This window comes from Polaribacter sp. R77954 (assembly GCF_044595335.1).
Classification (GTDB): Bacteria; Bacteroidota; Bacteroidia; order Flavobacteriales; family Flavobacteriaceae; genus Polaribacter.
Genome location: NZ_CP138992.1, coordinates 2,349,830 through 2,372,967 on the forward strand (window position 1 = coordinate 2,349,830; position 23,138 = coordinate 2,372,967).

General features: G+C 30.7%; 17 protein-coding genes. 2 read left to right on the forward strand and 15 right to left on the reverse strand.

Annotated elements, in window-relative coordinates; translation table 11 throughout:
* Positions 1-39 precede the first annotated feature (39 nt).
* A complete protein-coding gene (locus tag SJY27_RS10160; RefSeq protein ID WP_397444721.1) occupies positions 40-5,169 on the reverse strand; it encodes a BspA family leucine-rich repeat surface protein in 5,130 nt (1,709 codons plus the stop codon).
* A gap of 130 nt (positions 5,170-5,299) precedes the next feature.
* Between SJY27_RS10160 and SJY27_RS10165 the strand changes: the two genes are divergently transcribed.
* Entirely contained in the window at positions 5,300-6,592 is a 1,293-nt protein-coding gene (locus SJY27_RS10165) for an aminopeptidase P family protein (protein WP_397444722.1), read from the forward strand.
* Positions 6,593-6,904: 312 nt separating this feature from the next.
* Here the strand turns inward: SJY27_RS10165 and tnpA are convergent, their stop codons facing one another.
* The 11 genes from tnpA to SJY27_RS10220 form a co-directional block, all read right to left on the reverse strand.
* Positions 6,905-7,336, reverse strand: coding sequence for an IS200/IS605 family transposase (gene tnpA / locus SJY27_RS10170; RefSeq protein ID WP_397444723.1), 432 nt, complete (start codon positions 7,334-7,336; stop codon positions 6,905-6,907).
* A 218-nt stretch (positions 7,337-7,554) separates the two neighbouring features.
* Positions 7,555-8,868: a Fe-S cluster assembly protein SufD gene (gene sufD / locus SJY27_RS10175; protein WP_397444724.1), complete on the reverse strand. Its 1,314-nt coding sequence runs from the start codon at positions 8,866-8,868 to the stop codon at positions 7,555-7,557.
* A gap of 145 nt (positions 8,869-9,013) precedes the next feature.
* Positions 9,014-9,763: a Fe-S cluster assembly ATPase SufC gene (gene sufC, locus SJY27_RS10180; protein WP_397444725.1), complete on the reverse strand. Its 750-nt coding sequence runs from the start codon at positions 9,761-9,763 to the stop codon at positions 9,014-9,016.
* Positions 9,764-9,801: 38 nt separating this feature from the next.
* Positions 9,802-10,638 (reverse strand): N-acyl homoserine lactonase family protein, encoded by an 837-nt coding sequence (locus SJY27_RS10185; RefSeq protein ID WP_397444726.1) that lies wholly within the window; start codon positions 10,636-10,638, stop codon positions 9,802-9,804.
* 7 nt (positions 10,639-10,645) lie between these two features.
* On the reverse strand, positions 10,646-10,891 hold the full coding sequence (locus tag SJY27_RS10190) for a hypothetical protein (RefSeq protein WP_397444727.1): 246 nt from the start codon (positions 10,889-10,891) through the stop codon (positions 10,646-10,648).
* Positions 10,892-10,947: 56 nt separating this feature from the next.
* The gene (sufB, locus tag SJY27_RS10195; RefSeq protein WP_397444728.1) at positions 10,948-12,396 is read right to left on the reverse strand and encodes a Fe-S cluster assembly protein SufB; all 1,449 of its coding nucleotides are present in this window, start codon (positions 12,394-12,396) and stop codon (positions 10,948-10,950) included.
* 50 nt (positions 12,397-12,446) lie between these two features.
* The gene (locus SJY27_RS10200) at positions 12,447-12,776 is read right to left on the reverse strand and encodes a HesB/IscA family protein (RefSeq protein ID WP_397444729.1); all 330 of its coding nucleotides are present in this window, start codon (positions 12,774-12,776) and stop codon (positions 12,447-12,449) included.
* Positions 12,777-12,882: 106 nt separating this feature from the next.
* On the reverse strand, positions 12,883-13,941 hold the full coding sequence (locus SJY27_RS10205) for a cytochrome-c peroxidase (RefSeq protein WP_397444730.1): 1,059 nt from the start codon (positions 13,939-13,941) through the stop codon (positions 12,883-12,885).
* Between the two features lie 45 nt (positions 13,942-13,986).
* Positions 13,987-14,739 carry an MbnP family protein gene (locus SJY27_RS10210; protein ID WP_397444731.1) on the reverse strand — a complete coding sequence of 251 codons (753 nt, stop codon included), beginning with the start codon at positions 14,737-14,739 and terminating at the stop codon, positions 13,987-13,989.
* 2 nt (positions 14,740-14,741) lie between these two features.
* Positions 14,742-16,055, reverse strand: a complete 1,314-nt coding sequence (locus SJY27_RS10215) for a hypothetical protein (protein WP_397444732.1) — start codon at positions 16,053-16,055, stop codon at positions 14,742-14,744.
* A gap of 7 nt (positions 16,056-16,062) precedes the next feature.
* The gene (locus SJY27_RS10220; protein ID WP_397444733.1) at positions 16,063-17,412 is read right to left on the reverse strand and encodes a choice-of-anchor B family protein; all 1,350 of its coding nucleotides are present in this window, start codon (positions 17,410-17,412) and stop codon (positions 16,063-16,065) included.
* A gap of 108 nt (positions 17,413-17,520) precedes the next feature.
* Here SJY27_RS10220 and thiL point away from each other — a divergent pair, with 108 nt between their 5' ends.
* Positions 17,521-18,570, forward strand: a complete 1,050-nt coding sequence (gene thiL, locus SJY27_RS10225; RefSeq protein WP_397444734.1) for a thiamine-phosphate kinase — start codon at positions 17,521-17,523, stop codon at positions 18,568-18,570.
* A gap of 45 nt (positions 18,571-18,615) precedes the next feature.
* On the opposite strand, the gene SJY27_RS10230 is transcribed toward thiL, so the two are convergent.
* From SJY27_RS10230 to SJY27_RS10240, 3 genes are all read right to left on the reverse strand, one after another.
* Complete coding sequence (locus SJY27_RS10230; RefSeq protein ID WP_397444735.1) at positions 18,616-20,988, reverse strand: TonB-dependent receptor domain-containing protein; 2,373 nt, start codon at positions 20,986-20,988, stop codon at positions 18,616-18,618.
* A gap of 152 nt (positions 20,989-21,140) precedes the next feature.
* Positions 21,141-22,256: a helix-turn-helix domain-containing protein gene (locus SJY27_RS10235; RefSeq protein WP_397444736.1), complete on the reverse strand. Its 1,116-nt coding sequence runs from the start codon at positions 22,254-22,256 to the stop codon at positions 21,141-21,143.
* A gap of 58 nt (positions 22,257-22,314) precedes the next feature.
* The gene (locus SJY27_RS10240; protein WP_397444737.1) at positions 22,315-23,100 is read right to left on the reverse strand and encodes an alpha/beta fold hydrolase; all 786 of its coding nucleotides are present in this window, start codon (positions 23,098-23,100) and stop codon (positions 22,315-22,317) included.
* Positions 23,101-23,138: the final 38 nt, after the last annotated feature.

A 23,138-nucleotide genomic window follows, 5' to 3' on the forward strand; every position in this document is an offset into this window, starting at 1 on the left:
CCCATTAATAAATTATTAACAGGAGTTTTTAGTAATATTTTAATTGATAAAAATCTTTTTTGTTTTAGTGTTACTGCCTGTTTTGAGTCTAACAAAATACAACCCAGATTTTATATTGTGTAATTGAATTGTATTTTTTGAATTAGCGTTTAGTATTTCATAATACTCAACTGTTTTACCTAACATATCAAACAATTCAACTTTAACTTGATTGCCTATTTTAATTCCTGAAATACTTAATTTATTACTTTCAGAAAAGTAAATATTTATATTATCATTACTGTTAAAATTTGTTGTATTTAGAGATGGACAAGTACCCCAAATTGGTTTGTTGCTATTTGATAAAGCAGATCTTAACGAAAAAATGTAAGGTTCAGTATTAAAATTGGAAACACACCAATTACTTATATCTTGATTAAACCAAATTGTGTTATAGAACATCCCATCCATATTTAGAACCTTTGAGACATCCCAATCACCAATATCTTGATTAAACCAGGTTGATTTATAAAACATATTTTCCATATTTTCAACACTTGAGACATCCCAATTTCCAATATCTTGATTAAAATTTGTTGCTTCATAAAACATATAATCCATGTATTTCACATTAGAGACATCCCAATTTCCAATATTACCATTAAAACTTGTTGCACTATTAAACATCCCAGACATAATGGTAACACTAGATACATCCCAATTACTTAGATCTTGATTAAATTCATAATTACCATTAAACATTTGATCCATCTTTCGAACTTTAGATACATTCCAACCACCAATATCTTGATTAAATCTACTAAATAAAAACATTTCTCTCATATTATTTACACTAGAAACATCCCAACTTCCAATATTTTGATTAAAGGCGCTGCTAGCAAACATAGAGCTCATATTTGTTACACCAGATACATCCCAATTACTGATGTCTTGGTTGAATTGTGAACGTCTAAACATCCCACCCATATTTATTACGCTAGAAATATCCCAATTACTGATATCTTGATTAAAATTTTGTGTAGATCTAAACATCCCGCTCATAGTCGTTACGTTAGAAACATCCCATTTACTAATATCTTCATTAAAATCAAACATTCCATCAAATAATTGAGTCATATTTGTCACATTAGAAACGTCCCAGTCTTTAATATGTCCATAAGTTTCTTCAGCCTTTGTTGGATCTGAAACCCATTGAGCAACAGCTTGATATATATTTGATTGTGTAATTGGGGTAACATACCTTGCAGTAGTAAACATTAAAACTCTACCATAACTTTCACCAGAATCTGATATGGCGTAGGCTCTATATACATATTCTGTATTTTGCGCCAAACTTGTAATATTTGTACTAAACATACCTATGCCATTTCCGAGAATTACTTTATTTACTCCTCCATCACCAATTTTTGGGTTTGTATTTGTTGCTTTAGGAACGTAAATAACACCTCTTTCTGTAATTGTCTCTTCTGATGAAATAATATTTCCTCCAATTATTGCAGAATTATCAGTTATAGAAGTAGCCTCTATTGTTTTTAACTTCATTATTGGACAAGTACCCCAAATTGGTTTATTACTTGCTTCTAAATCACTATTAGATGAAAATCTATTAGGTTCTCTGGTAATATTAGTAACACACCATTGGTTAAGATCTTGATTAAATTTTGATGCATAAAAAAACATCGATTTCATACTTGTTACATTGGAAGTATCCCAATTACCTATATCTTGATTAAAGTTAGTTGCACTAGAAAACATACTAGACATATTTGTAACACTAGATACATCCCAATTACTAATATCTTGGTTAAATTTGTTTGCACCTCCAAACATTCCCAACATATTTTCTACACTAGAGACATTCCAATTACCAATATCTTGGTTGAAATTACTAGAAATTGTATATGAATTAAACATTGAAGACATATTGGTTACATTAGAAACATCCCAATTACTAATATCTGCATTAAAATTATTAGCATTCCTAAACATACTACTCATATTGGTTACATTACTAGTGTTCCAAGAGCCAATATTTCCATTAAAATTAGAAGCTCCATCAAACATAGAAGACATATTGGTTACATTAGAAACATCCCAACTACCAATATCTTGATTAAAATTGATTGCATTTTTAAACATATCACTCATATCAGTAATATTAGTTACGTTCCAAGAACCTATATTTCCATTAAAATTGGAATCTCTAAATATAGAAGACATATTAGTTACTTTAGATACATCCCAATTATTAATATCTTGATTAAAACTTTCAGAATAAATAAACATTCCTTCCATATTAGTAACGCTAGATACATTCCAACTTCCAATATCTTGATTAAAACTAGTGTTACGTTGAAACATTAAAGACATATCAGTAACATTAGAAACGTCCCAAGAACCTATATCTTGATTAAATTTAGTTGGAATGGAATTTATAACTGAAAACATAAAAGACATATTGGTAACTTTAGAAACATCCCAAGAGCCTATATTTTGATTAAAATTATTTGCATTACTAAACATTGCATACATATGGTTAACATTAGAAACATTCCAACTTCCAATATCTTGATTAAAATAAGTCGCATCACTAAACATTGCATACATATTGGTAACATTAGAAACATCCCAATCACCTATATCTTGATTAAAATTTGTAGCTCCAGAAAACATTCTATTCATACTATTAACATTAGAAACGTTCCATTTACTAATATTATCATTAAAATCTCTTTTGTTGTAAAATAAAGAGCTCATATCTGTAACATTAGAAACATCCCAATCTCTTATATGCCCATATTTAACTTCTGCAAATGTTGGGTCTGTAATCCATTCATTTACTGCTGATTGTATGTTTTCTTGAGTGATTTCGGTAATTATTTTAAAGGTGAATACCCTTCCATAACTTACACCAGAAGCACTCACAGCATAAGCTCTAAAACCATATACACCAAAGGATAAATTTGATATTGTAGTACTAAAACTACCTAGACCTTCTCCCAATGTAAGTTTAGTAACTTCAGATTCTCCAAATAGAGGGTTCGAGTTTGTTGATTCAAGAGCATAAAGAATTCCTCTTTCAGTAACTGTTTCTGGTACTGTTAAAATTTCTCCTGAAACAACTGCTGAAGTAAAAGTTATATCCGTAGCTTGATAAGTTGTTATTTTTACAAAATTACAAAACCCCCAATCGGGTTTGTTATTTTCTTCTAAACTACTCCCTATTGAAAAAGTTATAGGTTCTTCAGTTATATTTGTGACACACCAACTGCTCAAATCTTGGTTAAAATTTGTTGCATTAAAAAACATACCATTCATTTTTGTAACGAGAGCAACATCCCAATTGCTAAGGTCTTGATTGAAACTATCTGTGTATCTAAACATTCCATTCATATCTGTCACTTTTGATACGTTCCAATTAGAAATATCTTGATTAAAACTGGAGGTATATTGAAACATATAACTCATATCTGTAACATTAGAAACATCCCAACCCCCAATTAGTTGGTTAAAATTGGTTGCTCCATTAAACATTAAGTTCATATTTGTTACGTTAGATACATTCCAACCAGTAATATCTTGATTAAAACTGGAAGCATATTCAAACATAGAGCTCAGGTTTGTAACATTAGAAACATCCCAACTACTAATATCTTCATTAAATGAACTTCTACTTCTAAATAATTCACTCATATCAGTTACTTGAGAAACATCCCAGTCTTTAATATGACCAAATGTAGCTTCTGCTATCGTTGAATCAGCTACCCAAAGATTTACAGCACTTTTAATATTTTCTTGAGTTATTGAAAGTGTATTCCCTAATGTTTTAAAATTCAATATTTTGCCATAACTGGTTCCTGATGCTGTAATTGCATAAGCCCTGTAAAAGTAAAATGTCCCTTGATTTAAATTAGTAATTGTAAAATTAAACAGTCCAATACCATCACCTAATGTAACTTTAAAAACATCATCTTTACCAATTTCAGGAATTAAAGTATTTAAAGCAGAAGTATAAACAAAACCTCTTTCTATAATTGTTTCTTTAGTAGATGAAATAACACCATTTAACTTTGCTGAGCTTTCAGTAATCAAACTTGCTGGTTCTGTGGTTATGTCTAAAATATTACAATTACCCCAAACAGGTTTATGGGCATCTTCTAAAGCTGTGTTTAAGGCAAAATCTGCTGGTTCTGTAGTAATCTTAAAAACACACCATTCACTTATATCTTGATTAAAGCTTGAAGCATTTCTAAACATAAAGGACATATTATTTACATTAGAAACATCCCAAGTACTTATATTTTGATTAAAATTAGTCGCTCCATCAAACATAAAAGCCATATCTAATACATTCGACACATCCCAACTTCCTATATCTTGATTAAAGCTTGAAGCATCTATAAACATAAAGGACATATTATTTACATTAGAAACATTCCAACTACTTATGTTTTGATTAAAGCTTGATGCACCTCTAAACATAGAAGACATATTAGTTACATTAGAAACATCCCAAGTACTTATGTTTTGATTAAAGCTTGATGCACTATTAAACATAGACTGCATCTGTGATACACTAGAAACATCCCAATTACTTATATCTTGGTTAAACGACTCTGCTTCGCCAAACATAGAACGCATAACTATTACTTTAGACACATCCCAATTTCCAATATTTTGATTAAAACTTGAGGCTCTTAAAAACATCCAAATCATACTTCTCACATTTGATACATCCCAATTTCCAATATCTTGATTAAAACTTGAAGCTTCAAAAAACATAGAAGACATACTTGATACATTAGAAACATTCCAATTTCCAATATCTTGATTAAAACTCGAAGCTTTATAAAACATTCCAAACATACTAGTTACATTAGAAACATCCCAAGCAGAAATATCATCATTAAAAGTATCCTTATCGCGAAATAAATTACTCATACTAGTAACATTAGAAACATCCCAATCTTTTATATGTCCATAAGTAGCTTCTGCTTCTGTTGGATTTGCTACCCAAGAATTTACCGCAATTCTAATGTTTTGTTGAGTGATAGGGGTTAACGCAGTATTTTTAATTGTTAACTTCTCATCGTTATTTAAGGCTTCTAAATTTTGGAAGTTGAATAGTAGTGCTAAAAATAGTAGTAAAAAGGTAATTGACTTTTTCATTTTTTATATTTTCGATAAATTTAAAATAAAAATTTTAGAAGAACATAACAAATAATTGAAAGAGTAGGGTTTTTATCTCCATATTTATTGATGGTATAATTGCTACATTTGTGTATTAAATTTAAAGAATATGAAATACGACCCAATAAACTCAGAACTTTTTGTCAAAAATCGTAAAAACTTTATGGCGCAAATGAAGCCAAAAAGTATGGCAGTTTTTAACTCTAACGATATTTATCCTATAAGTGCAGATAGCACAATGCCTTTTGAACAACACAGAGATATTTTCTATTTATCTGGCATAGATCAAGAAGAAAGTGTGTTATTTTTGTTTCCAGATTGCCCAAATACAGATTTAAGAGAAGTTTTATTTGTACGAGAAACAAACGACCATATTGCAGTTTGGGAAGGTGAAAAATTAACCAAAGAAGCAGCTACAAAAACCAGTGGAGTTCAAACCATTTACTGGTTGCAAGACTTAGAAAAAGTATTGTTTGAAATGTCTACGTATGCAGATACATTTTACATCAACACCAACGAACATTATAGGGCTAATGTTTCTACAGAAACTAGAGAAGACCGTTTTAACAAATGGTTATTGGCAAAATATCCTGCACATTCTGTTGCAAAAAGTAACCCTATTTTACAGCGTTTGCGTTCTGTAAAAGACCAAATTGAATTGGATTTAATGCAACACGCGTGTAATATTACAGAAAAAGGATTTAGAAGGCTTTTAAACTTTGTGAAACCTGGTGTTTGGGAATATGAAATTGAGGCAGAGTTGTTACACGAATTTGTAAGAAATCGTTCTAAAGGTTTTGCATATACACCCATTATTGCATCAGGAAATAATGCCAATGTTTTGCATTATATAGAGAACAATCAACAATGTAAAAGTGGCGATTTAATTTTATTAGATGTAGCTGCAGAATATGCAAATTATGCTTCGGATTTAACAAGAACCATTCCCGTAAACGGAAAATTTACAGAAAGACAAAAAGCAGTATACAATGCTGTAAATTATGTGAAAAAAGAAGCTACAAAAATGTTAGTGCCTGGTACTTTATGGAAAGAGTATCATGTAGAGGTCGGAAAAATAATGACTTCTGAATTATTAAAATTAGGTTTATTAGATAAAGCTGATGTGCAAAATGAAGATAAAAACTGGCCTGCTTATAAAAAGTATTTTATGCATGGAACTAGCCATCATATAGGCTTAGATACGCACGATTATGGTTTGTTATATAAGCCAATGCAAGCCAATATGGTGTTTACTGTAGAACCTGGAATTTATATTCCTGATGAAGGTTTTGGCATTCGTTTAGAAGATGATGTTGTTATTCAAGAACAAGGAGAACCTTTTAATTTAATGGGTAATATACCTATTGAAGCAGATGAAATTGAGGCATTAATGAATCGATAATTCTAAAATTGTTAAAGCACTCTATTTTATTTGATGCATAAATTTGTCCTGAAATTTTTTTTTCTTTTGTGTTTATAATTCTTTTTTCTCAAGAATTACAAGCCCAACATAAGGCTTATAAAAAATTTAAAGATTCTTTATTTTATGGTCCAAGAGTAACTAGTTTAAATGATGTTTTAAGTAATTTAAATCGCCTTATTAAAAGTACAAGCGATATTAAAAAAACTCATCTTTATAGACTAAACCACTATGGACTAGAAGTCCATAGGTTTGTAAATCTGACTAAAGTCAGGTGTACGGAATCAATATTGCTTACTCAAGGATAAAATTGGTTGTATCATTGCCTGATTTACGATGATGTTCTAAATACTCATTTACCATTTTATCTGTTATATTACCTGTGCTCCAACATCCAAATCCTATTGCCCAAAAATGTCTGCCCCAATATTGTTTCTTTAGCATTGGAAACTCTTGTTGAATTTTTCGAGATGTTCTTCCTTTTAACTTCTTTACAATACTAATGATATCTTGTGATGGACGATATTCTATGTGCATATGGATATGATCTTTTGAAACAAATCCTTTCAATATAACTATATCTTCTGAATCACAAATTTGTATTAATAGCTTTCTACAGCGTTGCTGAATATCTCCAACCAAAACTTTATAGCGATACTTTGTACTCCAAACAATATGAACTGTTAACCTTGAAACGGTGTGACCATTTGTTCTTTGATTTCCCATTCAACAAAGATAAAAGTTTTTAGAAGCTAAAGCGAAATGCACTAAAGTGCATAGTTTTAACTATTTTTGAGACCAATAAAGGAATGAATATTATTCAGCCTCATTAATGATTTTATTAATAACCTTATTGTTAAAAATTTCAAAAGTTAAAAGTTATAAAAAACTAAAAAACCACGCAAAAAGCGTGGTTTTTATTTTATAAAAAGTATGTGATAAGGTTACAAATCGAACCCAATATTAACGCCCAACTTCTGAGCAATTAGTTTCGTAATTCTAGATTTTACTTCTGGTATTTTTACGCTTTCTAAAACTGTATTTGCAAAAGCAAACATTAGTAAACCTCTACCCTCTTTTTGCGGAATTCCACGTTGTTGCATATAAAATAACGCATCATCATCTAATTGACCAATGGTACAACCATGAGAACATTTTACATCATCAGCAAAAATTTCTAATTGCGGTTTTGCGTTAATGGTTGCTTTATCACTTATCAAAACATTGTTGTTTTGTTGGTAAGCATTAGTTTTTTGAGCTTCTTTATTTACAATAACTTTACCGTTAAAAACACCTGTAGAACGCTCATCATAAATCCCTTTATAATCTTGATGCGATTCGCAATTTGGCTCAATATGATGTACTAAAGTATGATGATCTACATGTTGTTTCCCTTCAACAATAGTAATTCCTTTTAAAATAGAATCAATATGCTCTCCATTTTGATAGAAATTCAAATTATTTCTAGTGATGTTTCCACCAAAAGAAAATGTATGCACAGAAGCCACACTATTCGATTTTTGATTTACATAAGTATTGTCTACCAAAGAAGCATTTAACTCATCATTCTGAATTTTATACACATCTACAGTAGCACTTTTACCAGCATAAATTTCTGTAACAGCATTCGTTAACACTGCATTTGCTGTTAAACTTTGATGGCGCTCAATAATTTGCACGTGTGCATTTTCTTCAACAATAATTAAGTTTCGAGGTTGCACCATAGTTGCAGCTTCAGAACCTGTTGTAAAGTTGATGATTTGTATTGGTTTTTCTACTTCTGTATTTTTTGGAATATGTATGTAAGCCCCTTCTGTAGCAAAAGCTGTATTTAAGGATGTTAAATTATCTTGTTTGGCAACTTTATTGAAATAGGTATCAATTACAGCCTTATATTTTGGACTATTTAAAGCCGAAGACATTAAACAAACATCATAATGTTGATGTGTGGTTTGCGATAAAAATGAGCTGTATTTTCCGTCAATAAAAACAACTTTGTACGTATCTATATCATGTATAAAATACTCTTTTACATCTGCTAATTCAATTGCTTTTTCTCTATCAGGAAAAATGCTATAATCTTTCTTTAAAATAGCGTTTAAAGATGTGTATTTCCAAGCTTCTAACTTTTTGGTAGGAAAACCTAATTTCTCAAAATTTTCTAAAGCTTTAGATCTAATTTCGTGAACATCAGAGTTGATATCTACACCGTTTTCAAAAGCTACGTATGATGATAGTATTTTGTCTTTTAATTCCATTATTTCAGTCTTCAGTTGGTAGTCTTTAGTTAGCCGTTAATGAATTAAAATATCAAAAAGAACCTAAAATGACTTACCATTTTATTATTATTTTTATTTTCAGATGCCGTTTTTAACTGCATACTGCTACTGATTTACTGCGAACTTATACAAGTTCTTGCTTAAGCCAATCGTATCCTTTTGCCTCTAATTCTAAAGCTAAAGATGCATCACCTGTTTTTACAATTTTTCCATCGTGTAAAACGTGTACAAAATCTGGTACAATATAATCTAACAAACGTTGGTAATGTGTAATTACAATTACAGCATTGTCTTTAGATTTTAATTTGTTTACACCATTTGCTACAATACGTAAAGCATCTATATCTAAACCAGAATCGGTTTCATCTAAAATTGCAAGTTTAGGTTCTAACATTGCCATTTGAAAAATCTCATTACGTTTCTTTTCTCCACCAGAAAAACCTTCGTTTAAAGAACGTGATAAGAACTTTCTGTCGATTTCTAATAATTCTGATTTTTCACGAATCATTTTTAACATATCTTTAGCAGGCATATCTTCTAAGCCTTTTGCCTTTCTAGTTTCGTTGATAGCCGTTTTAATAAAATTGGTAACAGAAACACCAGGAATCTCTACAGGGTATTGAAAAGATAAAAACACACCATTATGTGCTCTTTCTTCTGGGGCTAATTCGCTAATATCTTCACCATTTAACTCTATAGTTCCGTTGGTAACTTCGTAGTCTTCTTTACCAGCAATAATATTTGCTAAAGTACTTTTTCCAGCACCATTTGGTCCCATAATTGCATGCACTTCACCAGCATTTACCTCTAAATTCAATCCTTTTAAAATTGATTTTTCTTCTATTGAAGCTTGTAAATTGTTTATTTTTAACATCGTTTTTAAGCTTTTGGCTTTAAGCTTTTGGCTTTAAGCTATTTTAATAATTTTTCTAATTTTTGATAATCTAAAGGAGAATGCTGTATGATAACTTCTGCATTTTTTTCTTTTGCAAAAGCTTCAAACTTATTCATACTCTCTATGGTTTGAGCAACATCATAATTGAATGATGGCACTCTTTTGTGTACTCTATTTTCTTTAAAATGATACAAATCGCCTGTTAGTAAAACAGGTTTTTCTAAACCAGCAACTTCTACATATAAAGCTTGATGCCCAATTGTATGACCAGGTGTGTATTTAATTACCACAGTTCCATCTCCAAAAACATCAAAATCACCTTTAATTTTTTTAACTTTCGTTAATTGTGTAAGTGCAGGATTTTTCTCGGGGATAGAATCTCCTAAAACTGAATTAAATTCATTTTCTTGAATTAATAACGTTGCATCTTTCATATAATTTGCATGTCCTGTATGATCGAAATGAGAATGAGACATCGCAAAATAGTCGAAATCTTCAATTTTAAAACCTATTGATTTTAATTGATTTACTAAAGAATCTGGTCTTTGAATTCTGTAAACTCCACTTGGCTCATCATAAGGTTCTGGCATTACCAATTGTTCTGGTAAACCTGCATCCCACATTAAGTTTCCTTTGGGATGTGAAATAACATAATAGGCATCAGTAAATTGTTTTTGCTGACCTGTATACGTTGTATCTTGAGAAAAAACTTCTAACTTCTTCACCAAAATAGAACCACCCACCAATTGATACAATTTTACAGCTGGTTTTTCGGCTTTTGCAGTTTCTTTCTTCTCAGATTTCTTACATCCAAGAATACCAATTGCAAGAAATAAGAATAGTAGTTTTTTCATTTTTTAATTATTTTAGAGGATTGTATAATATTACATCATCCTTATACTTTTTACCTCCAGGTAAGTAAATTGTATTTCTTTCACCAACTAATTGCCCTTTTTTTAGAAACCTTTGATTTTTCCAAATTCCTTTTTCTATTAAAGAATTTTTACCATTTTTAAATACTTGAATATCTTTTTCAGCTAAAGATTCTTTCATTTCTAAAGTTCCTTGTTGAGTTAATTCAATTAAATAATTATATTCTTCTTCCATAACTAATTTTGTAGATCTTCCAGGTTTTAAAAACCTCAAAGGTTTTACGTATGTTTTTATCCTACTGAACCTTCCAAAGAAATTTCCAATAATTTTTGAGCTTCTACAGCAAATTCCATTGGTAATTTATTTAAGACCTCTTTACTGAATCCGTTTACAATTAAAGCGATTGCTTTTTCGGTATCAATACCTCTTTGATTACAATAAAACAATTGCTCTTCACCAATTTTACTGGTGGTAGCTTCGTGTTCTATTTGTGCTGATTTATTCTTAGCTTCTATGTATGGAAAGGTATGTGCACCACAAGCATTACCCATTAATAACGAATCACATTGTGAAAAATTACGAGCATTTTCTGCTCTTGAATTGATTTGAACCAATCCTCTATAAGAGTTTTGCGATTGTCCTGCAGAAATACCTTTTGAGATAATGGTTGACTTGGTATTTTTACCCAAGTGAATCATTTTTGTTCCTGTATCTGCCTGCTGAAAATGATTGGTTACTGCAATAGAATAAAATTCGCCTACAGAATTGTTTCCTTTTAATACGCAAGAAGGATATTTCCAAGTTACAGCAGAACCAGTTTCTACTTGTGTCCAAGAAATTTTTGCATTGGTTTCGCATAACCCCCTTTTGGTTACAAAATTGAAAACCCCACCTTTACCATTTGCATCACCTGGAAACCAATTTTGTACAGTTGAGTATTTAATTTCTGCATCATCCATGGCAATTAATTCTACAACTGCTGCGTGCAATTGATTTTCATCTCTTTGAGGCGCTGTACAACCTTCTAAATAAGAAACATAACTGCCTTTATCTGCAACTACAAGGGTTCTTTCAAACTGACCTGTACCTCCCTCATTAATTCTAAAATAGGTTGATAACTCCATTGGACATTTTACGCCTTTTGGAATGTAACAAAAAGATCCATCAGAAAAAACTGCCGAATTTAAAGCGGCATAAAAATTATCTGACGTTGGTACAACTGTTCCTAAATATTTTCTAACCAATTCTGGATGCTCTTGAATAGCTTCTGAAATTGGCATAAAAATGATTCCTTTTTCAGCTAAGGTTTTCTTAAAAGTAGTCGCTACAGAAACAGAATCCATAACAATATCTACTGCTACGTTTGCTAATTTCTTTTGCTCATCAATAGAAATCCCTAATTTTTTAAAAGTTTCTAATAAATCAGGATCAACCTCATCTAAAGAATTTAATTTTGGTTTCTTTTTTGGTGCAGAATAGTAGGCTATTTCTTGAAAGTTTGGCTTTGGATATTTTACATTCGCCCATTCTGGTTCTTCCATTTTTTTCCAAACTCGAAACGCTTCTAAACGCCATTCAGTCATCCATTCTGGCTCGTTTTTCTTTTTAGAAATTGCACGAACTACATCTTCATTTAATCCTTTTGCAAAGGTTTCACTTTCTATATCCGTGTAAAAACCATATTCGTATTCTTTGGTTTTTAATTCTAATTCTAAATCGTCTTCTGTATATTTGCTCATAATGTTTTCATTTTTTTACTCCTTCCCTTTGGGAAGGTTGGGATGGGCTTTTATAGAGAAAAACTTTCTCCACAACCACAAGTTCTATTTGCGTTTGGATTGTTAAATACAAAGCCTTTTCCATTTAGGCCCCCTGAATACTCTAAAGTGGTTCCTACTAAATATAAAAAGCTCTTTTTATCTACAATAATTCTAACCTCATTTTCTTCGAAAACTTTATCGTTTTCTTCTTGTTTATTATCAAAAGTTAAATCGTAAGATAAACCTGAACAACCACCGCTTTTTACGCCAACTCTTACATAATCTTTAGTTGCGTCAAAGCCATCATCAGTCATCAATTCAATGACTTTCTTTTTTGCTGTGTCTGAAACTTTTATCATAATTTTAAATAGATTAAATCTAAATTGTTCGCAAATATACGATATAACTTGAACAAAATTGTTAAACTTTCATTAACAACTGCTATGAAACTATTGGTTTTATTGATTAATTTTTAAAGTCGGGATTATTGATAAATTCCAGATCTGTAAGTGTTAACAGAAAGGCTTTTAAGTCGGCTTTATCTTGTGCTGACAACCCTACACCACCTTCGTTTACCTTTTTCATTAAAGGATCTATAGTAGCTGAGGGTTGTAAACCTTCTGAATAATGGTTGATTACTTCTTCTAACGTTGTAAAACGACCATCGTGCATGTAAGGTGCTGTAAAGGTTAAATTTCTTAAAGATGGTGTTTTAAACTTACCATCATCTGCAGGGTCTCCTGTAACTGCGCCCAAACCTAAATCAGAAAAAACGCTATCTAAACCATTGTTATGAAATTGATTATCTGTCCAAAGTGGATTATTATTACTTCCATGACAGTGAAAGCAATCGCCTTTTTCTTCATCCATAAAAATAGCAAAGCCATTTTGTTCTTGTGTTGTTAATGTAGCTTCACCTAGTAGGTATTTATCAAACTTAGTATCTCCAGAAATTAAGGTTCTTTCAAATTGAGCAATGGCTTTTACCACTAAATTAGAATCAATTTTTGAGGTGCCAAATGCTTGTTGAAATAAGGTAGGATAAGAATCGTGATTGTTTAATCGGGCTTCTATTTTTTTCCAATCTGCATTCATTTCAACAGGATTAGAAACTGGTTCAAATGCCTGATTTTCGAGCGAAAACGCTTTTCCGTCCCAAAAAAATAATTCATCAAAATTCCAAGCTAAATTGAATAATGGCATTGAATTTCTATCGCCAAAAGCACCATTTGCGCCTTCACTAAATTGTTGACTATGAGAAAATGCTTCTTGTAATCTGTGGCAATGTGCACAAGATTGTGTTTTATTACCCGATAAAATATTATCTGTAAATAATTTTTTACCTAAAGCAACACCTTCTTCAGTTAATGGATTGTCATTGGGTAAAATTGGTGCAATTAGTTTGTTTGCAAACAATTGTGGTATTTGTAAATCGTAAGGAACTGGTGTGTATATTTCCTCTTCTTTTGATGCGCAACTTATCAAAAGAAATAAGGAAAAAATGTAAACCCATTTTTTTTTCATTGTTGAGATTTCTCTATAAAGTTGAAATGACAGTTTAAAGTTTTTTTAATTGATATCACCTAAAGAAAAAACGGTTTTTCCATTGGCATTCATTAATCTTTGTGCCTCAAAATTAGGCATTAATACTGTATTTAGTTCATTTAAATTCCAAGTATTTGGGTTTTTAAACCATTCTGCAATGTTCATTTTAATTTCTATTGTGGTATCACTTTTTAAATTGAAAGTTCCTAAATCAACCTCAAAAGAAGTATCCATTAAGTTGTGCCAAGGATTTGAATTTGTGCTATCTGCAGCACGAATTGCGTGATAGTTGAAATTTGCATCTGCATTATTCACAACTTTATATTTACCATCAAACTGCATGTAATGATAACCACCACCTAACATCAACGGAACTCCAAAATTTACTGAATTTAAATCTTGATAAATACCATCTACATTATCGTCATCAGAAAAACCAAAAGTGAATTTTACAAAGTTAGAACCTTGCAAAACTTCATTTACAACTAACTCTAAACCAGAATCTTCACCAATATTAACCAAATGATGATTTATTTTATTGTTACCTATATTGATGTTTGAAACCACGTATCTTAGTTTTTCTATACTTATGGTTTCGCCATTTTCGTTTACAAATTTAAACTGATTAAAATCTGAAGAAGTTACAGGAACTCCATCCCAATTATGGGTAAATTTTAGTGTAACATTTACAGGCTGTAAGTTTACACAACAGTCCAATTCGTCTTTACAGGCATTTAATGCCATAAAGACAAAAAGTAAAGCAATTATTTTTTTCATTTCTATTTTAAGTTTATGATTAACGCATCCGAAAATCCTTTGTTTTCTGTAATTTCTTTATCAGTACTCCAAGATTCGCCAACTATAACAAGACTATAATCGTTAGTTTCTACAATACCATTTGCTTCATCTAATTCTGAGCCACCAATTGAATTTTCCCAAAGTAAGGTTCCGTTTTCATCTACTTTAATGATCCAAACATCTTTATTTCCTTCATTTTTAGTGACCTCAAAATCTGCACTTCTAGAACTCCCTACCATATAAAAACCTTCTTGCTTGCTTTTTATGATCTTGTTTGCGATTTCGAAATTAGAACCTCCATATGTTTTTTCCCAAAGCAACACACCCTCAGTATTTATTTTAATAAGCCAAATATCTGAAGACCCTGAGTTTTGCGACAGATTTACATCTGTACTTCTAGAATTTCCTGCAATTAAAAAATTGTTATCATTTGTTTTTACAATAGAAAATGCTTCGTCTGGCTGAGTACCTCCGTAGTTTTTTTCCCAGAGTTTTGTTCCGTTTTCATCAACCTTAACTACCCAAAAATCATAACTCCCAATATTATTAGATATATCTGTATCTGAACTATCACTTGATCCTACTAAAATAAAATTACCATTATCGGTTTCTTCGATATCATATAAAGCATCTGTAAACAAACCACCATAAAATTTAGACCAAATTTTGTTGCCATTTTCATCTATTTTAATCAACCAAAAATCGCCACCAGCGTGTTGAGATTTAGAGTTTCCTTGTCCACCAGAAGCAGAAACATCTAAAGAGCCTCCTAAAAGAAATCCATTATCTGCTGTACTTTTAATGGTGTAGGCTTGGTCTGAACCCGAAAAACCAAAGTTTTTCTCCCATAATATAAGGCCTGATTCATTGAGTTTTATCGTCCAGAAATCATAATTACCTTCATTACTAGAAACATCGCCATCAGAACTTCTGCTGAAGCCTGTTATTAAAAAACCATTATCATTGGTTTGCACCACATCTCTACCTCTATCATCATCTGAACCTCCAAAAGTTTTGCTCCATTGTAAATTATGATTGCTGTCAAATTTTAAAAACCAATAGTCGAAACTTTCATTTGTTTTCGTTTTGATGTCAAAATCTGTACTTTGTGAATGCCCTAAAACTGCATAACCATTATCATTTGTATTGATAATAGTTTGGGCAACATCATTTTTACTACCTCCAAAAGTTTTTATAAAGTTTGTGGTAGGCTTTTGCTTAGTTTTAAAAACATCGTTTTTAGTACACGCTACAGCAAACAACATTATCATTAAAAATCGAAATACTATTTTCAAGATTATTTTATTTTTTCTGAATAATAAACAATCCATTTTCAATATCACTTACCACTATTTTTCCACTTTCAAAAAAGGGGTACACATTCCAAGCTCCGTTAAATTCTGGTTGATCATTATCTGGATATGTATCAAAATAACCAGTTTCAGTTATTATACCATTGCCTATGGTAGAAATATCGTGCATTCTTACTCCTGCTCTATAATTTGCCAAATAAAACGTATTATCTTTTACATAACCATTGTGATCTATTGCAGTTGTTGGCCCAAAATATTCTGATAACAATTTAGGATTGTCTAAATCTAACAAATCGAAAATAAGAATTCTTGTATTGCTTACATTGCCATCATATTCATCTAACTCGTCTCCAACAATAAAATAACGTTGATCTTCTGTAAACCAACCTTGGTGTGTATACCCTTGTTTGGTGTAGCTAATATTAGACACTTTTCTTGGATTTTTTTTATCGGTAACCTCTGCTATTACCACTTCGTTAACTCCAAATCGTTCTCCATTACTACCAATTAAAATTTCTTTACCCTTATAATCTGCATCTGGGCCATTATAATTTACCACTTGCGCATCATGTGAATAGCCCCCTTCTGAAAAACTACCTTCTAAAACTGGTAATTTTGGATCTTGAATATTAATAAAAATTGGTCCACCACCAGAAAGATTAGTCCCTACAGCATAGGCATAACCAGAATTTTCATTTATTACAATATTATGTGCTTTGCCAAATGCTGTAAACTCTGCATCTGCAGTGAAAAATTTGGGTGAATTTGTTGTATCTCTAAGTTTGGTTAAATCTAACACTTGCATACCATGATTATTTGCCTCACTAACAATAAATGCATGATTATTATAAACTTTTATATCTCTCCAAATACTGTTTACGGTTCTGGTTTGCAGGTTACCAACATGCACAGGATGATCTGTATCTGTAATATCTACAAAAGCAACACCATTATTTAAGCCAATTATTGCGTATTCGTGATTTGTGGTTTGGTCTGTCCAACCCCAAGAATCATTACCTTCTAAACTTAAAGGGTTTGATTCTGATAGGTCTAAATCTTCTAAAGAAATGTGCAATAATAAATCGTATTTATTACAAGGAAACGCACCTGCAAAACCATTATCACAAGGTATTTTATTGGTTTTAATAACTTCACAAACATCACCTATACCATTATTATTTTCGTCTTCTTGATTTGGGTTGGCAACTTCTGGACAATTATCTATACCATTTGCTACACCATCATTATCATCATCTAAAATAGTTTCTGTTGTTTCTGATGAACATGCAGAAAAAATAAGCAGTAACAAAAACACACTTACAAGGTATTTTAATTTCATAAAAATAGTTTTATTCAGCAATTTACAGATTTTTTATTTTATTTGACTGTTAAAATAGACTTCTTATATTTTTATTGTTTTACATTATCAACTACTTATCTTTGCAGCATGTTAGCAAATAAAGATCCACAAAAAACATCATTAGCTGAGCTGGGTGAGTTCGGTTTAATCAATCATATAACAAAATATTTTAAAGTTGAACATTCATCAACAATTAAAGCTGTTGGAGATGATGCTGCTGTATTAGATACCTCTAAAAAACAAACTTTAGTTACTACTGATTTATTGATTGAGGGTGTGCATTTTGATTTGAGTTATATGCCTTTAAAACATTTGGGGTATAAAGCAGTAATGGTAAATTTATCTGATGTGTATGCTATGAATGGCGCTGCAGAACAAATTACGGTTTCTATTGCTGTGTCTAATCGCTTTCCTTTAGAGGCTATTGAAGAATTATATGCTGGAATTCAATTGGCCTGTGATACATATAAGATAGATTTGGTTGGTGGAGATACTACCTCTTCTACCAAAGGCATTTTAATTTCTATAACTGCTATTGGTAAAGCCAATAAAGAAGATATTGTGTACAGAAATGGTGCTAAAGAAACCGATTTAATTGTGGTTACTGGCGATTTAGGTGCTGCGTATTTAGGTTTACAAGTTTTAGAAAGAGAAAAACAAGTTTTTAAAGTAGATCCTAACAATCAGCCAGATTTAGATAATTACACGTATTTAATTGAGCGTCAATTAAAACCAGAAGCACGAAAAGATATTGCTGGAATTCTACAAGAGCTTGAAGTAAAACCAACTTCTATGATTGATATTTCTGATGGATTATCATCGGAATTATTTCATATTTGTACGCAAAGTAAGGTAGGATGTAAAATTTATGAAGATAAGTTGCCTTTAGATCCACAAGTAATTTCTGCTTGCGAAGAATTTGAATTGGATTCTACAATGGTTGCTTTGAGTGGTGGTGAAGATTATGAACTGCTTTTTACAGTTCCAATAGCAGATTTTGAAAACATAAAAGGAAACCCAAACTTTTCCATCATTGGTCATATCACTGCAGAAAATCAAGGTTTACAGTTGATTACGAGAGCAAATCAAGAAATTGAGTTAAAGGCACAAGGTTGGAATTCTATGCATACAACCTAAAAGAGAAACAAATCTGCCTCTCTTTTACTGATGTTACATTACCATTTAATTACTGCGTCTTTGCTCATCATCATTGCTAAAATTTCTGTTTTTTACCTTTACTTTTCTATTTCCAAAATCATAAGATAATGAAACTCTAAAGTTTCTAGAACTTTCGTTTTGTCTGTAATTTTGTTCAATTCCGTTGACACTCGAAATGTAATCTCTTAAACTACCTGTATTGGTTACATCATTAAATAAAAGCGACATTTTAATATTATTTTTAAATTGATGTTGTAATCCAAAAGAGAGATTAAACATTTGCCCCATACTAAATAAACCTCTGTTATGTTGTGAACTGTACCAAGAATTTACTTGTAGCTTTGTGTTTTCACTTAAAATAAAGGTGTTATTTGATGTTAAATATAACTGAATACCATCTTTAGGAAGTGTACCAATATCTTTTGTAAATTTGGTAACATAACCCAATAAATTGATGCTATTTTGGCTTTTCCACCAAGAAACTTTGTTGTAAGAAAAACGCTCTGTTAAAGTATATTTGTACGTTTTAAAATAGTTTTCTCTTGTAATAATTTGATCTTGATTTTGAGCATCAGTATTAAAAACTACACTATAACCATCATTAGTAACGTTTAAAGAAAAACTAGTGTTAAAATTATTTTTAAATAGGTGATACACCTCAAAATTATCAGAAAATGAAGGTTGTAAAAACGGGTTTCCTACACTATAGCTATTATCATTGATATAAAAACGAAACGGATTTAAATCTCTAAAATTGGGTCTGTTGATTCGCTTTCCATAAGCAAATCCAAAATTATGATTGTCATTTTTTGCATAAGAAAGGTATAAACTTGGGAATAATTTGCTGTAATCATTTCTATTTTCTTGGTTTATTTCTTCGTTAACACCTGTTGTTTTGGTGTCCTCAAAACGCAAACCAAATTGCATGGTTAATTTCTCATTTAGTTTTGTGTTCCCTGAAAAATACGTAGCCAAAACATTTTCTTTATACTCAAAAGCATTAGATTTATTTGCATCTAAAACAGGGTTTCCGGAAAGTGTATCAAAGTACAAAACATCACTCATAGAATTTGTAAAACTTGCTTTTGCACCAAAGGATAGATTTACTTTTGCTAATGGATACTCTACATCTATTTGCGAACTAAAGTTTTCTATATTTTGATTGGCAATATTTAAAGCTGCAGAACTTATGCCTTGTGAAATGCCATTTTTATTGAACTGTTCTGTACTAAAATCTAACGTATTGTCTGAGTTGAAGGTAAAATAATCAGCATCAAAAGATACTTTTCTACCCAAAGTATCAAGCTGAGTAATAAGGTGAAAGTTGATAGAATGGTTTGTATTATTTCTTTCGTTTTTCGCCTCATTTTGTAAGCTTCTTTCCAAATTATTATTAGTATCAAAAATGGTAGAAGTTGTCATCGAATTGATATCAGGATTTGTTTGATTTCCTAAATATTGTATACCAAAAGTTGTTTTATCAGAAACTGCATAATCTATTAAAAAACGACCAGAAAATTGATCTCTACCCATTTTTCCAACCACATCTATATCCCAGAAATTGTTTGGATACTCAATTTCAAGGCCTTCTAAATTTTGTAAGTTCCCTTTTGTAGCATTGATACTCGCAGATAACGAAACCTTGTTTTTATTGTAAAAAAAGTTATTGTTTAATGAGGCAAAATTGTATCTGTTTTTATTGTAAGAAAGCGTAGATGCATTTCTCCAAGAATCTTGAACTCCTTTCTTTAGAATGATGTTTATTAAACCTCCATTTCCAGACGCATCATATTTTGCTGGTGGGTTTGTGATTACCTCAATTTTTACGATATCTTCTGCAGAAAAACCACTTAAAAAAGCAATCAATTCATCACCAGCTAAAGGAGAAAGTCTTCCATTAATGAGTACTTGAGTTGCTCCTTTTCCTAAAATTGATAATTGGTTATTTTGCATTTGTACGCCAGGCGTAATTTTTAACACATCAACACCATTTCCTCCAGCTGCTGAAATGCTTTTTTCAACATTAAATACCAATCTATCAATTTTTCTTTCTATCACTCTTTTTTCTGATTTTACAACTATTTCGTCCAACGCTTGTGCATTTTCTTGCAAAATCAACGTACCTAAATCAAGATTTTGATTCACTATAATTTTTTTGATTAAGGGCTGATATCCTAAAAAACTAACTTCTAAAGTATAAGTTCCATTTTGCGTTTTCAATTCAAAAGTACCATTGTCATTTGTAGTTGTTCCTGTTACTATTTTTGCATTGTTATCTTTTAGAATAACATTTGCAAAAGGAATAACATCTAAATTATCTGTTACTTTTCCTATTATCGTTTGTGCTGATAACATCCCTGTAAATAAAACAGCAGTTAAAATTTGTAAAGTTTTCATTATTGTTTTCATCGTTTTAATTTTTGATGATACAAATGTGCGATTGAAAACCATTTTATGCGACCGAAAGCACAAAGTCGAACGAATTTCTAGAAAAAAAATCCGTTCGACTTTGTTTTACAAACGTTCGACTTTACGTTAACTATTTGATTTTAAGATTTTTTACGGAATTGTGTTGGTGTTAAACCAGTGTGTTTTTTAAAAGCAGTATTAAAGGAAGATTTTGAGTTAAACCCAACTTCGTACAAAATTTCGAGTACTGTAAATGCTTTTTTAGAAGGATCTTTCAAGATTTTTTTAGCTTCTTCAATTCTATATTCATTTATAAAATCAAAAAAATGTTTGTTTAAATTTTGATTGATTAAAACAGACACATCTCTTGGATTCATTTTAAGTTCAGCTGCCAATTTTCTAATGGTTAAAGACGGATTTAAGTAGGGCTTTTTATGCGTCATAAAACTTTTTAATGCAGATAAATCCTCATTCTGTTCAATATTTTTAGAAGTTTTTATTTCATTTGAGGTTTTTAAATTAACATCAATTCCTTTAAATAACTTTGGCGAGTTTACCGCTTTTAAAAATAACCAGCAGATTAGAAACACACCAAAAAATAAAATTACAGCTCTTAATGTATTTGTGTTTTCTATAGTAAAATGAATACGAGAATAGTTTTTTATCCATGTTAAAAATTGCCCAATAAACAGTAAAATTGCCAATTGTTTTAGCCAAATATAATTTTTCAATGAACTATTATCAGCAAAATTCTCTAAAAGTAATTTTCTGTATCTAGTTATATAATATACCTCTGCAATTAAATATGCTAAAGATAATAGGTCTCCAAAAACACCTAGAAATCTAATTTCTATATTTTGATTGTAATGATTATAAAACTCAATTTTTGCATTATCGTCTGCAAAAAAGAAATTAGGCATTAAAACCAAAATAGTAATTAACCAAGGTAATAGATGCACTAAATGTGTCCATTTTAATTTAAAATTTGAATAAATAACCGATAAAACATACAAGAAAAGTAGCGGATTTTTAAAAGCAGAAATACTATTTCTAAGCATTTCTACAGCAAGTGGTAAGGTTAAAAATTTATAATAAAAAAAGGCGCTAATATCTACAGCAGTAATAATTAAAAAACTTGCTAATAATTGATTTGATAACTTTTTTTCTCTTTTTACAGATAATAAAAACGCAGAAAAAAGCAAAAAAAGAATCACAATAAGTACGGCTAAAAAAGGAATTATTGACTCGTAATTCATAATTTCGAAGATACTTAAAAAATTCTTTTTTAGTTTGAGAAAAATTTGAAAATGAAACCTAACACATTTGTATAAACTGCTTTAAAACCACTATTAATTCTTCTGTATTTTCTATGTGACTCATATGTCCATTAGAAAAAATAACCATTTCAGAATTTGTTTTTTTCACTTCTTCTAAAGACATTTTATAATCTAGAACTGGATCATTTTTGCCAACTATTATGAGTTTTTTAAAATCATTACCGGCTAAAACATAATTTCTATTGGGTCGAATTCGCATTCCTTCATTCGCTGCAATATAGCCTTGAATAGGTGTTTTTAGTGCTTCTTGTAAAGCCAAATCTATTTCATCTTGATGCTTATGTTTGCTGTTAGGTCCAAATAAATTTGCAAAAGACATTCTTACCATATTTGTAAAATTCTTTTGCACCATTGTTTTTGCACGTAATCGTAATGTTTTGCGTTCCTCATCATCTTCATTAGAGGTTGAATTCATTAAGCACAATCCTTTGATTTTATTTGCATTTTTTTGGGCAAAAGCCAAAGCAACATACCCACCTAAAGAGTGGCCTACCAAAATATATTTCTGCAACCTTAAGTGTTTTAAAACAGCTTCAATGGTTTCAGAAAACAAATCCATAGTATGAATATAACCCAAACAATCCGATTTCCCATGCCCTAACAAATCAATAGCAATTACTCGATTTCTTTTACAAAGTTCTGGAACAATCTTATCCCACATTGTGGAATTTTCTAAAAACCCATGAATTAAAACCACTACACCCCCTTTTCCAACATCAGAAAAAGAAATATTTGCGTTTTTAAAAGTGATTGATTTTTGCATCACACAAAAATATGTATATTTCAAGTATTAAAATAAAC